Origin of the sequence: Clostridium hydrogeniformans DSM 21757, from assembly GCF_000686705.1 — a bacterium.
In the GTDB taxonomy this organism is placed as follows: Bacteria; Bacillota; Clostridia; order Clostridiales; family Clostridiaceae; genus Clostridium_Z; species Clostridium_Z hydrogeniformans.
In genome coordinates, this window is record NZ_JMLJ01000013.1 from 1 (window position 1) to 13,848 (window position 13,848).

The following is a 13,848-nucleotide window of genomic DNA, read 5'->3' on the forward strand; positions in this document are numbered from 1 at the left end:
GCCTGTCACGCCGGAGGTCGAGGGTTCGAGTCCCTTCTGGGTCGCCATATTACTTTTAAAACAAAATACAAGGCCCATTGGTCAAGCGGTTAAGACACCACCCTTTCACGGTGGTAACAGGGGTTCGATTCCCCTATGGGTCACCATTATTTATGGGCGCATAGCTCAGCTGGGAGAGCACCTGCCTTACAAGCAGGGGGTCACAGGTTCGATCCCTGTTGTGCCCACCATAAATATGGCCCAGTGGCTCAGTTGGTTAGAGTGCCGGCCTGTCACGCCGGAGGTCGAGGGTTCGAGTCCCTTCTGGGTCGCCATATACGCTGACATGGCTCAATTGGCAGAGCAGCTGACTTGTAATCAGCAGGTTGCAGGTTCAACTCCTGTTGTCAGCTCCACAAAGCTTTGGATATATCCAAAGCTTTTTGTTTTGCTTAAAATGATTAATGTATAAATAGAACAAAAGAAAAGGACTTATTGTAGGAATCAATAAGTCCTTTTTTATATTTTAAGCTAGGGTAATTAGTTTAAGTGCTTTAGTAGGACATTTTTCTACGCAGGCAGGACCCTCTTTTCTATTACTACAAAGATCACATTTCATAGCAACTAATTTTTCTTTTAAAACAAAATCAGATTTATCTTGAACCTTAAGTTTTTGTTGGGATACTTTTTCATCATTATCATATATAGGAATCATATCAATGGCTCCAAAAGGACAAGCGACCATACAATTTTTACAGCCTACACAATTAGTATCATCTATAAGTACTACCCCTTCTTCATTATGAGAAATACAGTCTTTTGGACATGCTTTAGCGCAAGGGGCGCCTTTGCAATGTCTACACTGTACTGGAGAAGTAACATTATTAGTTTTTATAACTTTTAAACGAGGGTAAAATTCCACTTCCACCTTAGATGAAAATATATCTTTCTCAGAGTGTGCTACAACACAAGCTATTTCACAAGTTCTGCAACCAATGCATTTATTAGGATTTGCTATAACAAATGAACTCATTATTTTTGCTCCTTTCGTAAAAACAAGTATTACTTAAACATTTTAATTTATACATAAGAATATTAAGGTTAAAAGTTAAAAAATTATTATTTGTAAAGATTTATAGTCCTAAATAGGTTTTCTGCTGATCTAATAGTTTTAGCAGATTTATCTTTTAGTGGATCTACTAGAGTTAAGGCGTGATTAGGACATGCCTCCACACATTTACAACTGTCTTTATCCATGCATAAATCACATTTATAAGCTATATTTTTAGCTCGCTTATTAGGAGCATCTTCTGAAGAAGTAGATTTTGGTATTATACTTATGGCGTCAAAAGGACATACCTTAGTGCAGGCTCTACAGCCAACACATATATTTTCATCTATAACTATTCTGTTTTTTATTTGTTTTATAGCACCTACAGGGCATCTATTTGCACAAGGAGCATTTTCGCAATGATTACATTTCATAGTTACATAAGAAATGTCACCTTGAAGAACAATGTCTAAGTATTCTTCTTTATTATGGGCTGTAAGACATGCAACTTGGCAAGATTTACAGCTAGTACACTTTCTAGGATTAACTACAATAAAAGAATTAATTGTATTATTCATTTTATAATCACCTTTCAAATATTAAATATTTAACCTATACAAATTTTAATATCAATAATATTTCTATAATTCTATAGAGACATCTCTTTACTCATAAAATAAAGTTTACTTTAATCTATATGTATGTCATAGATGATTAACTATATAAATTATCTTCTATGAACTTTACTATCTCATGTAGATTATTTAAATCTAACTGAGGAAGATTGATGTTTAATGACTCATCAGTAGCTATTGCTAAGTAGGTAGATTTATCGTATTTAGGGTTATTATATAATAGATTAGTATCTACACCTTTTCTATGAACTTCTATTTTAGGATAGGTATTAGTTTTAAAACCTTCTATGATTACTAAATCCATACCACTGAATAATGGAAGTATATCCTCAACTGTCTTCTCTTCTTTCAAGGCTTGTATCATTGCTAATTTTTCTGAAGAGGCAACAATAACATTATCAGCTCCAGCCTTTGAGAATTTATAACTATCCTTACCTTCTTTGTCTATATCAAATTTATGAGCATCGTGTTTTAATACTCCTACATTTAAATTTTTACATTTAAATATTTTAATAAGACCTTCAATTAAGGTGGTTTTCCCTGTGCCAGATTTTGTAGATACAATAGAAATAACCACAGGCTTTTTAGTATTATTTAAATATAAATCTTCCATTAAGTTCCTCTCCTATATTTACTTTATCTACACCTTCAGGAATTATTATTATTCCATTAGAACGACTTATAGTCATTAAATGATTTGAACACTGAGATCCAATATCATAGGCATAGTATTTTCCATTTCTATTTATTATTTCAGCATAAATATATTTTCTTCTTTGTTTTTTAGTTTTAAAGTTATCTCCAGCTATAACCTTGAAGAGTTCGTCATTTAAACCATTAATCCCCATCATGTTTTTAATAGTAGGTTTTATGAATTCTTCAAAGGTTGTAATTAGAGATAAAGGATTACCAGGAAGCCCAAAGAAAAGTCTATTATTAAGTACTGCGAATGTTACAGGTTTACCTGGCTTAATAGCTATAGAATTAATTTTTATTGTTGCACCAATTTCATTTAATACATCTTCAATAAAATCATAATCTCCAGCAGACACACCTCCAGAGGTGATTATTATATTAGAAGTAGACATAGCTGTAAGGATTTTTTCCTTAAGAACTTCTTTATTATCAGAAGCTATACCTAAAGATATGGCATCTATACCTAAATTTTTAAGTAAGGCCATTAAAGAGTACTCATTGGAATTTCTTATTTTACCTTTTTCAATAGGAGAGTTTATGTCCTGAAGTTCATCACCAGTTGACATTATGCATACCTTAGGAATTATGTAGGTGCGTGCACTGCTATAACCTAGGGAAGCTAAGAGTCCAATTTCTGCTGGTCTTATTACAGTTCCCTTTTTAAGTGCTAATGCTCCAATCTTTATTTCTTCTCCCATTTTTATAATATTGGTATTGGGTTTTACAAATTCAGATAGAATTATTTCATCTCCTGAATAGGATACTTTTTCTATTTGGATTACTGCATCAGCACCTTTAGGTAGAGGTGCTCCAGTCATGATTTTTATTGCTTCATTAGGTTTGAGCTTACCTTCAAAATAGTCTCCAGCTTTTATTAAACCATTTACCTTAAGATGTATACTACTATTACTGTTATTGAAGTTTAAGGTGTCATCGCTCTTTATTGCATATCCATCCATAGCTGATTTATCAAAAGGAGGTAAATTATCTTTAGAGTAGATATCTTCTGCTAAAACTCTGTTAAGAGAAGATATTAAATCTAATTTTTCAGTTCCTAATATTTTAGTTTCTTTTTTTATTATATTTAATGCTTCTTCTATATTAATCATAATTTTACCTCTCAATAAATTTTAGGGAATTAACTCTAACCTGTGGCTTTAAATTAAAGTTAAGATTAGAGTTAACATATCCTTTTTATACAATTCATAAAATACTTTTAAGTTATAAAACTTCCTTTATTGAAGTTTTTCTACATTCATCTTAGATTTAAGCTTAGTATAAGTCTCTTTTATATGATCTTCAGCAGCCTGTTGATCTTCTATTTTTTCTAACTTTATTGCACAATACTTATACTCAGGAGTTTTTGTAATAGGATCAACATGATCACTGGTTAGCTCATTACAAGCACCAACCCACCATTGATATGTCATATAAGTTGCGCCAGGTTTAGCTCTTTCAGTAACTAATGCCCTAGTTATTATACTTCCACGTCTTGATGATACACGCACAAGCTCCTCACTTTCTATTTTAAGTTTATTTGCATCCTCAGTGCTTATTTGGATATATCCAGGTTCATCTGCAAGGCTTCTTAAAGCTCTACAGTTACCAGTCATAGTTCTTGCGGAATAGTGTCCAACTTCTCTTACTGTAGAGAGGCTAAGTGGATACTCCTCATCTGGTAGCTCTCCAGGAGCTCTCCATTCAGTGGCAAATAAGTTTCCTCTGCCACTAGGTGTTGAAAATTTATTGTCTTTATATAAGTAAGGGGTACCAAGGTGATCTTCAGTAGGACAAGGCCACTGGATGCCACCTAATTTTTCTAATCTTTCATAGCTTGCGCCAGCAAAGTTTGGACATAAGCTTCTCATTTCATCCCATATTTCTTTTGTATTATTATACTTCATAGGGTATCCCATAGCGGTGGCTATTTCACTTATAATTTGCCAGTCTGTTTTTACATCTCCTTTAGGTTCCACTGCTTTTCTAAATCTTTGGAATCCTCTATCAGCACAAGAATATACTCCTTCATGTTCTCCCCAAGAGGTTGCAGGTAGTACTACATCAGCATGAAGGGCGGTTTTATTCATAAATATATCTTGAACTATTACAAGTTCTAAATCATCTAAGGCTTCCCTTACTTCTGAAGCATTTGGATCACTTTGTACAGGATCTTCACCAAATATATAGTAAGCTTTTATTTTATCTTCATGTAATATTAAGTGTGGAACCTCAGTTATACGATATCCAGGTTTATTTGGAAGGTTAACTCCCCAAGCCTTTTCAAATTTTGCTCTTAGAGCATCATCGGTAACTGATTGATATCCAGGAAATACATCAGGAAGAACTCCCATATCACAGGTACCTTGAACGTTATTTTGACCACGAACAGGCCCTATACCTACATTCGGTCTTCCGAAGTTTCCGGTTAAAAGAGCAAGGGAAGCTAGTCCTCTAACTACATCAACTGCTTGAGAGAATTGACAAACTCCCATACCATAAAGAATCATAGCATTCTTTGCACTAGCATATTCTCTCATAGCTTTTCTTATATCTTCAGCTTTAACTCCTGTAATTTTCTCTGCATATTCAGGAGTGTATTTTTCAACAGACTTTTTATATTCATCAAATCCTTCAGTATGTTTCTCAACATAGTCCTTATCATATAAATTTTCATTTATTAAAACATTTCCAAAGGCATTAACTAAGGCCATATTAGTTCCACCCTTTAGTGGAAGCCATAAATCTGAAATCCTTGCGGTTTCAGTAATTCTAGGATCTGTTACGATTATTTTGGCCCCTTTTTCCTTAGCTTTAATAACTCTTCTTGCAACTATTGGGTGAGAATCTGCTGCATTATATCCAAATACAAACAGCAAATCAGTATCTTCTATTTCAGGTATAGAATTTGACATTGCTCCGCTTCCAAGTGAAGTAGCTAGACCAGCTACTGATGGAGCGTGTCAGACTCTAGCACAGTGATCTATATTATTGGTACCGATTACAGCTCTCATAAATTTTTGCATTACATAATTTGCTTCATTTCCTGGTCCTCTAGCAGAGCCTGTACCCATAATGGAGTCGGCACCATATTTTTCTTTTATATAAGTTAATTTCTCTGCAATAAAGCTAATAGCTTCATTCCAAGAAACCTCTTCAAGTTCACCATTCTTTCTTATCATAGGTTTTTTCAACCTAGATGTTAAAAGCTTAGTGTCATTTAAAAAATCCCAACCATAATAACCTTTAAGACATAAATTCCCCTCATTTGTTCTTCCATTTGCTCCCTCAGCCCTAATTATTTTCCCATCTTCTACTACAAGATATAGTTGACATCCTGTACCACAATATGGACAGACGGTTAGCACCTTTTCTTCCATTCACCAATTCCCCCTTTATAAGAAAAAATAATATTACTTTAATAATTATAATATTTAAAATTATTATAAGATAGTATATTTTATACGTCAAATAAGGTATTAATATAAATTTATACAATTTTCTTAAGTTTTAAATAAAAGAAGCCCTTATATCTTGCTATAAGGTAAAATTATATAAATATCTAAATTTTAGCATAAAATATATAGATATATAGATATAATCAATTGATTCTACTTAATATATTATATATATTAATACAAATAAAGGATATACCATTAAAAGAGTTTTAATGGTATATCCTTATTTATCATGAAGTTTATTTATTTTTAAGTTGATTGAATTCTCTTAAGGTTATTCTGAATTCTTATATCTTCTCCATAAAATTTAGACATATCAAAGTTACCTAAAAGTCTAGAGGTTATTCTTTCAGAATAAGTTTGTAGAAGTTGCTCAAGAGAAAGATTAGTAGAGATAAGCATTTTACTTTTAGTTAAAAGCCTTTTATTTAAAAGATTGAATAGCTCTGTTTTCGAAAAGTCAGTGATATTTTCACTGCCTAAGTCATCGATTATAAGTAAATCACAATTAAATACAAGATCTTTTAGGGTTTTGTCATCTCTATATCTTATAGTTTTTAAATCACTTATTAAATCCTCTGCTGTTCTATAAACTACCAGATATCCCTTATCTAATAGTTCCTTAGCTATACAATGGGTCATAAAGGTTTTACCTGTACCTGGAGTTCCATAAAATAGTAAGCTTTCATTATGAAATCTAAAGTTATCTACATAATATATAGATTTGTTTCTTATAGCTTCTATATTTCTCCTAGGGGTAAGTTTATCCTTACTTACAGCATAGTTAGGATAAAGTGACATATCAAAGGTATTAAAGTTCTCAGCTCTTAGTATATCTGTTAGCTTAGAGTCCTTATAATGAAGTAAAATAAGCTTATGTTTAAAGCAAGAACATTTTTCCGTTATTATAAAACCAGTATCCTTACACTTAGGACATCTATATTTAAGGGTTAGGTAGTCACTATTATAGCCATTAGACACTAGCATTTCTGCTTTAGATATTCTAAGATCTGTTATTTTAGTTTTTATTCTATTAAGTTCTTCTTCTCTATTAGAAACATCCTTAAAGGATAGCATAGCAAGCTCTACAGATAAGGAGCCTATTTTTCGTTCTAAGTCTATTATTTCAGGATGCTTTTTTGAAATTTCTTTTTTTCTTGCACTAAGAGCACTGGCTTCTTCCTTTTGGATTTTCTCATAAATTTTTATTATTTGCTCTTGATATCCTCTAATCATTTTTATCCCATCCTAATAATTTTCTTTCAAGAGATTCAAAGTCGTAACTTCTTTGATCAAAGTTGTTAAAGTTTCCTTTAGTAGCTTTAGCCGTTGGTTTTTTTAAGGAGACTTTATTATCTTTAGTTATGACATCATTTAAGGATTTTATACCATCTTTATGCCAACTGCTAAGAATTCCGTCAATATATTTAAAGTCAGCTCTATTAAGTCTCTCAAAACATATTTTGCTTGCCTTTTGAATCAAGTCTACGGAGAATGTCCATTGATTAACCCATTTGTCTAGAAGTTCTTCTTGAGGCTTCATAACCTCAGAATCTTTAATTCCTAGATAAGACATAATATTTCTATATTTAACCCATTTATCTTCATGATGTTTTATGTAGGCTTGAGCATCATCCATGCTTCTAACTCCAGCATCAAACCAAGCAATAGCTACTTTCTCAAAGTATCTAGAGTCTGATTTACCCTTAGATACACAGTACTCAATTAAAATTAATATAAGTTCTGGTGAGAAGTTGAATTGAGTTTGCCAACTTAGATAATTTTCCATTTCATTAGGATTAAGAGGTCTTCCTAAAAGTCTCTCTATTTCTTTCATGGTGCCTCGAATTGAATCTTTATTTAGTTCATCTAATAGATTTACATCAGAGGATGGAAGCTTTTCTATGTTGTTAAGATCTACAAACTCTATGTTAAAGTTACCAAATTTATCAACAGGGATTAACTTTATTATTCCTTCTTCATTCCAATGATTTAAGGCATTCATTATATCTGATTCTAGTAAGTTTAAAGTAGAGGCCAAAATTGTGGAGTTAACTCCAATTTCTCCACTTAAACTATATTTAAGCATTAGAAGATATACTTTAACAAACTCTCCTCTTGCATTTGGCATAAATTTTTCTATAAATATATTACTTACAGGAGTATAGTTTAGTGATGAATTTTTAAACATAAAAGTACTCATTAACACAACCTCCTTTGTGGAGTTCCTTCAATATACTCAATTATAGCAAAGGGAAATGAATCTCTCAATAGATAAGACTTCCTATTAAAAGCATATATTACAAGAAAAATGAATAATTTCTCAATTAATAGGTTAAATTAAAGGGGAATGCAATTTTTGCGAAGAAAGGAAGATGAATCAATTGGAGCCCTATAGTAGTAGTAATATAAGTTTAAAAAAGATCTTAATAATGCTTCTTGGATTTCTAACACCATGGATTATAATCTTTTATTTTGGAAGTCATGTATTTGCCTATGGTGTATATGTCAACGATAGCTGTGTAGGATATGTAAAGCACAAAGCTTATATGAAGGATGCCTTAAAGGATATAGAAAAAGATTTAGGAAATAGATATAACCTTGCAGATATAGATAAAATATTAAAATATAATATATCATTTGTTAAAGAGGAATATTTTAATTCCACTGAGGATTTAAAGAATAACATAAAGAATTCCTTAGATAATGACATACAGATTTTAACTATGAAAAGCGATAATGTTGAGTTAGCCACTGTAGTCAATGAAAAAGAGGGGGAGGAGCTTCTAGAAAAGCTTAAGAATTCCTACATTGAAAGTAATAATATTTCAAAGGATAATTTAAAGGAAGCATCTCTTAAGAGTAATATAACTTATGAAAGTAAAAATATAAAGCTTAAGGATTTAGGAAGTCTTAATGATACATATAATAAGGTAAAAGGCACCTTGGAAGAATCTAAATATAAAAATTTAAAATTTAAAATAGATATTATAAAGGAAGAGAAAACTAAAATAGGTATACCTAGCGTAATTAAAGCGTCTAATGATATGTATATTGGAGAAAGTAAGGTAATACAAGAAGGAGCAGAAGGGGAAAAGCTTGTAAGAAAAGAAATCACTTTTATAAATGAAGAAAAAATAGGAGAAAAGGTTATAGAAGAGAAGGTTATAAAAGAGCCAGAACAAAAAATCGTAGAAAATGGAAGTAAGAATCCTATTAATGAGGAAGTAGCATTTCTTGCTCCACCATCCAGAGGTATTAATAATGTTACATCTAACTTTGGTTATAGGTGGGGAAAGCAACATAATGGAGTTGATATAGCAGGAAATACAGGTGATCCTATCTTTGCAGCATTAGATGGTACTGTTACATTTTCAGGATGGCAAGATGGTTATGGTAAAGTTTTAAAGATTAATCATGGTGATAACATTGAAACCATATATGCCCATTGTAGTGCTTTAGATAAAAAGGTTGGAGAGAAGGTATCTAAAGGCGATGTAATAGCTAAGGTAGGTAGTACGGGAAGAAGCACAGGTCCTCATCTGCATTTTGAACTTAGGGTAAAAGGGGAACCTAAAAACCCACTAAACTATATAAATAAATAGTTTATATAGTTTGAATATATCATTTAAATGATAGCAATATGTAAAAAATACATTTTTAATTAATATGAAAGTAGTATCTTAACTCATATATTTAATATAAAAGGCTAAGAACCATGTAAAAGTTAGTTCTTAGCCTTTTAGATTTAAAAAATTATAATATATAGGGCATATCATAATAGTAATTATTATTTAATAATATTATTGATAGATATAAATTTAATAGGCTAATAAAAAATTCTTGTAAGATGATAAGCCGCTTATAAATTATCTAATATAGAGTTTAAGTCTAAGACACCATATCCTTGTATATTTTTAGATAGACCTAAGTCTTTACATCCCATAGAACTTAAGGATAAAAGGTCTTTGAACTTTAGTGAGGGCTTTTTTTCTAATATTAAACTAAATACCCCGGATGCATAAGCACAAGCTATTGAAGTGCCACTTAAAGTTTTATAAGAATCCTCTAAGTGGGGAGGATAAAGTCTTGAACCATTTCTTTCAGGAATAAAGGAAGACAGTGTATTTAAGGAACAAATATTATTACATCCAGCAGATATGGTTGGCTTTTGTTCCTTTGTATTACTAGGACCATAAGAGGAAAAGGTGTATTCCTTATAACCTCCCTTAGAGGTATCCAAGCCAGAAACTGTTATACAGTTTTTTAAAAGGGAGATCCCCATAATACTTCCCTCACCTATATTACTTCCACTAGGAACAATAGGAATTAAGTCTTTTTCTAAGGCTTTATCTAAAATATTACTAAATAAAGATAATATAAAACTATTATGAGTTAATATTTCAAAAGGGAGGCAGAGAATCCTTATGTTATTCTCAGAACTTTCATTTATTAAATATTCTATAGCAAATAATATATCGGAGGAGAAACCACGTCCATTTCCGTTAAAAGCTTTCACAGAACACAGGCTTCCACCTTTTGCTATTCCTTCATAAGTACCTTTGGATGCTTTGCCATTACCACATATTACTCCAGCCATAAAGGTTCCATGGCCATTGTCATCATAGGGATATTTGTAGTTATTTATAAGATCTAAAAATAAGGTTATTTTATTAGGATTACTTAGATCGTTATGGGGAAAGATACCTGTATCTATTAGACCTATAGATATTCCTCTACCACATAAATCATGCTTACTACTTAGTCTTAAACGGTTAGCATTTTTAATACCACTACCAGTATAGGATTTTGTAGCACATAGAAAACATGGATCATCTAGGCAGATGAAGGATACCTCAGGATATTCACATATTCTTTCTAATATAGAGGGGGTTACAGTACATCCTATTATGCCTAAGGTTTTATTAGAGTTATGAATTACAGCATTTTTATACTTTGATAACTTATCTTCTATACCTTCTTGGAGTTTTTTACACTTTATTATAACCCTGTATTTAGCATAAAGTTTATTTTCAATACAGTAGATTAATTCAGTATGAAGTTTAGATTTAAAGGAAAACATAGATTACTCCTTTATAGTGATTACAGTATATTATATGATAAGAGTTACAAATGTTGATTTCAAAGTATATTAATGTATAAAAAAAGCTCAGCAAATGCTGAGCTTATTCTTCTATATTAAACTCTCTCTTACAAAGTTCAAAGAATGCCTTTGCAGTTGGTGTTAACGTCCTTTTAGAGTTTAATACTAGATATATATATCTTTTCATTGATAGGTCTTTTATTGTGCTAACATTTAATAATCCTAGCTTTTCATAATCTTCAGAAACCCCTCTAGATACTATTGAAATTCCCATGCCAGTCTTAACGAATTGTATTAAAGTATCTAGGTTATTTACCTCGCAGCAAAGATTGACTTTATTAAAGTTCAAACCTTTTTCTTCCATTATGCTTTCGAAGGTTTTTCTTGTAGCAGAATTTTTCTCTCTCATAATAAGCTTTTGTTTTAAAAATTCATCAATAGATAGCTGACTATCTAATCCAAGAGCTGGACTAGATACAACCACAAGTTCATCCTCCATAAGACAATAGCTTTTTATTTTATCATTAGTAGATATATTACCTACTATACCTATTTCACAATTTAAATCTATTAAATCTTGGATGATTTCACCAGAACTTTGTTCTAGTATATTAAATTTAATTTGTGGGTATTCATTAAAGAACTTTTTAATTAATGATGGCACTATTGTATTACAAGGTGTTGTGCTGGCACCTAAGTTTAAGGTTCCAGAGATATTATTATCAAAATTACACAAGCAACTTATTGCATTGTTTCTTGTATTTATAATATCAATTGCATAGTCTAGAAAACACTTACCAGCCGGAGTTAAGTTAACTTCTTTTGAATTTCTATCAAAAAGCTGAATACTTAATTCCTTTTCTAAGCTTGAGATATGAGAACTTATTGTTGGCTGAGAAAGATAAATATGATTTGCTGCCTTAGAAAAGCTTTTTAATTTTGCTACACTTATAAAAGCTTCTATTTGTTTAAAATCCATTTCCAAATCCCCCCTTGACGTTAAACAATATCAACTGTTTGCCCAATTTCTATGAGCTTAATTCTTTCATCCCCTATTTCCTTTAAAGTATGAAGAATTTCTTCTTTAAACTCTAAAGAAAGAATAAATGTGTCATAATGTATAGGAATCATAAATTTACTATTCATATTAGAAAACATTTCAAAACTTTGAAGTGGTGTGCAGTGCATCTTATCAAAACCTTCTGGTTTATAGCAGCCTACAGGCATAAGAGCTATATCACACTGAACTTCTTTAAATGCATCTGTATGAGCAGTATCTCCAGCAAAAAACACCGATTTATCCTTACATTTAATCATATAAGCATTACTATGGTGATTTTTTCCCAGGTAATATCTCCTTCCATCATGGTTTGCAGGTAGGGTTTCTATTACAACATCATCCTCTTCAAAAATATCATTATGTTTTAGAGTAATAACTCTTTTAAAACCTAAAAGAGAAATAAGTTTCTTATATCCTTTAGGAACAAAAATCGTTGCAGATTTATTTAACCTAAGTAAAGATAAGAAATCAATATGGTCCATATGACCATGAGATAATAATATGTAGTCTATTGATGTTGATTTTAGATCCATAGATGGTTTAGTAACCCTTCTAAAATGCCCTAGAGACCCAAGAACTGGGTCAGTTACTATGATTTTACCATATAAATTCACTACTGTGGTAGCGTGACCTATCCAATGAACTGAATTTTTTCTAATGGGATCATTTTTAGGAAATTTATAAGGTGTAAACCAATTTTTTATATTTCTACCTGTAAGTCTACATAAAAATTTTAAGTTAAAGCAAACCTTTTTTACCTTACTTAAAAGATTTACAGAAAATTTATTCATAATGTACCCTCAACTCTTATTATTAACCTTTCCACTTAAATATTACAATACCTAACACCATTATTGCAATACCGATAATTTTAGTCCAGCCAAATATTATTTTGTGAGAGTCAAAAAGTCCGAAGGCATCTATTAAAGCCGCCGCTGTAAGTTGAGCAATTAAAATTATTATTATGGCATAGGAGGGACCCATAAATTTTATTCCTTCCATAACAGTTATTGTAATTATTACGCCTAGAACACCACCTAAAAGATAGAGTTTATTAGCATCTTTTAAAGCTTTTAAATCTCCTTTTCCAAAAAACATTACTACTATAATTGTAATTAAAAAGCCTGTGCCTTGAACAAAAAGATTAGTTTCCCATGAACCAACCTTTTCACCTAGTCTTGTATTAAAGACTCCTTGAAGACTCATGGCAATTCCTGCAACTATAGAAAAAATTAAACCTAACATAGAATAAAATCACCTCAAAAGATAGTTTTCCCAATTTATAAAAAAAAACTCTAGTTTAAAACTAGAGTTAATATCCTTTATCTTGACGAAGATGATTTTTTTTATTCTTTTCTAAATATGCCTCTTCAATATCTTGAGTTGTAAAGCCCAAGGTGTGGCCAAGGCTTAGAAAATCTTCAAATAAAGTAACATAATGATCCTTTGATGAAGTTATAACTAAGTCATTTAAATCTATGTACAGATTTAAGAATTGGTCAGTTAGGCTGTATTCACTGTCTATTGTTTCCACATCTATATCGCAAAAATCTTTATCCAATCCTATAGTAAGTATAAAATGAAGACAATCCACAAACTCTTCTAGAATCACTTCCTTACTAGAAGGTTCTTTAGTGCTCCAGTATTTAAAGCACCTAGTTTCGTTTGCTAGTTCCCCAAGCTCAACTTGTAAAGCTAAAATCCTCTTTGGTGAAATGGAGAAGTTATCAAGATTATGCTCAGTTAAAATCCTATCATTTAATTCCTTTTGAAGCTGAAATAACTTTTGTAAGTTCATAAAATAAGGCCGCCTTTCTACCATTATTGTACCCAAAATATATTTTAGCTTATATAATAAAAATTGAAAA

General features: G+C 31.2%; 13 protein-coding genes and 4 tRNA genes. 5 read left to right on the forward strand and 12 right to left on the reverse strand.

Annotated elements, in window-relative coordinates; genetic code table 11:
* Positions 1-71 precede the first annotated feature (71 nt).
* From BR69_RS0108030 to BR69_RS0108045, 4 genes are all read left to right on the forward strand, one after another.
* Positions 72-146: transfer RNA gene (locus BR69_RS0108030), tRNA-Glu, on the forward strand.
* A gap of 8 nt (positions 147-154) precedes the next feature.
* Positions 155-230: transfer RNA gene (locus BR69_RS0108035), tRNA-Val, on the forward strand.
* 7 nt (positions 231-237) lie between these two features.
* A tRNA-Asp gene (locus BR69_RS0108040) sits at positions 238-314 on the forward strand.
* A gap of 5 nt (positions 315-319) precedes the next feature.
* Positions 320-395 (forward strand) — tRNA-Thr (locus tag BR69_RS0108045).
* A 110-nt stretch (positions 396-505) separates the two neighbouring features.
* On the opposite strand, the gene BR69_RS20175 is transcribed toward BR69_RS0108045, so the two are convergent.
* The 7 genes from BR69_RS20175 to BR69_RS0108085 all read right to left on the reverse strand — a co-directional run bounded on the left by BR69_RS20175 (position 506) and on the right by BR69_RS0108085 (position 8,019).
* Complete coding sequence (locus tag BR69_RS20175; protein WP_034849587.1) at positions 506-1,012, reverse strand: 4Fe-4S dicluster domain-containing protein; 507 nt, start codon at positions 1,010-1,012, stop codon at positions 506-508.
* Positions 1,013-1,098: 86 nt separating this feature from the next.
* Positions 1,099-1,608: a 4Fe-4S binding protein gene (locus tag BR69_RS0108055; RefSeq protein WP_027632731.1), complete on the reverse strand. Its 510-nt coding sequence runs from the start codon at positions 1,606-1,608 to the stop codon at positions 1,099-1,101.
* A 136-nt stretch (positions 1,609-1,744) separates the two neighbouring features.
* Positions 1,745-2,278, reverse strand: coding sequence for a molybdopterin-guanine dinucleotide biosynthesis protein B (mobB, locus tag BR69_RS0108060; protein WP_027632732.1), 534 nt, complete (start codon positions 2,276-2,278; stop codon positions 1,745-1,747).
* On the reverse strand, positions 2,256-3,470 hold the full coding sequence (locus BR69_RS0108065; protein WP_027632733.1) for a molybdopterin molybdotransferase MoeA: 1,215 nt from the start codon (positions 3,468-3,470) through the stop codon (positions 2,256-2,258). The genes mobB and BR69_RS0108065 overlap by 23 nt, the downstream gene beginning before the upstream one ends.
* Positions 3,471-3,596: 126 nt before the next feature.
* Positions 3,597-5,738: a formate dehydrogenase subunit alpha gene (fdhF, locus tag BR69_RS0108070; RefSeq protein ID WP_084315357.1), complete on the reverse strand. Its 2,142-nt coding sequence runs from the start codon at positions 5,736-5,738 to the stop codon at positions 3,597-3,599.
* Positions 5,739-6,065: 327 nt separating this feature from the next.
* On the reverse strand, positions 6,066-7,052 hold the full coding sequence (locus BR69_RS0108080; RefSeq protein WP_027632736.1) for an ATP-binding protein: 987 nt from the start codon (positions 7,050-7,052) through the stop codon (positions 6,066-6,068).
* Positions 7,045-8,019 (reverse strand): DnaD domain protein, encoded by a 975-nt coding sequence (locus BR69_RS0108085; protein ID WP_027632737.1) that lies wholly within the window; start codon positions 8,017-8,019, stop codon positions 7,045-7,047. The genes BR69_RS0108080 and BR69_RS0108085 overlap by 8 nt, the downstream gene beginning before the upstream one ends.
* Before the next feature lie 181 nt (positions 8,020-8,200).
* Here BR69_RS0108085 and BR69_RS21120 point away from each other — a divergent pair, with 181 nt between their 5' ends.
* Positions 8,201-9,421 carry a peptidoglycan DD-metalloendopeptidase family protein gene (locus BR69_RS21120; RefSeq protein WP_051623539.1) on the forward strand — a complete coding sequence of 407 codons (1,221 nt, stop codon included), beginning with the start codon at positions 8,201-8,203 and terminating at the stop codon, positions 9,419-9,421.
* A 257-nt stretch (positions 9,422-9,678) separates the two neighbouring features.
* Here the strand turns inward: BR69_RS21120 and BR69_RS0108095 are convergent, their stop codons facing one another.
* From BR69_RS0108095 to BR69_RS0108115, 5 genes are all read right to left on the reverse strand, one after another.
* Positions 9,679-10,899, reverse strand: a complete 1,221-nt coding sequence (locus BR69_RS0108095; protein WP_027632738.1) for a S8 family serine peptidase — start codon at positions 10,897-10,899, stop codon at positions 9,679-9,681.
* A 103-nt stretch (positions 10,900-11,002) separates the two neighbouring features.
* Complete coding sequence (locus tag BR69_RS0108100; protein ID WP_027632739.1) at positions 11,003-11,899, reverse strand: selenium metabolism-associated LysR family transcriptional regulator; 897 nt, start codon at positions 11,897-11,899, stop codon at positions 11,003-11,005.
* 20 nt (positions 11,900-11,919) lie between these two features.
* Complete coding sequence (locus BR69_RS20185; protein WP_051623540.1) at positions 11,920-12,771, reverse strand: MBL fold metallo-hydrolase; 852 nt, start codon at positions 12,769-12,771, stop codon at positions 11,920-11,922.
* Between the two features lie 22 nt (positions 12,772-12,793).
* Complete coding sequence (locus tag BR69_RS0108110) at positions 12,794-13,225, reverse strand: DMT family transporter (RefSeq protein WP_027632740.1); 432 nt, start codon at positions 13,223-13,225, stop codon at positions 12,794-12,796.
* A gap of 67 nt (positions 13,226-13,292) precedes the next feature.
* Positions 13,293-13,778, reverse strand: a complete 486-nt coding sequence (locus BR69_RS0108115; protein ID WP_027632741.1) for a dUTP diphosphatase — start codon at positions 13,776-13,778, stop codon at positions 13,293-13,295.
* Positions 13,779-13,848 lie beyond the last annotated feature (70 nt).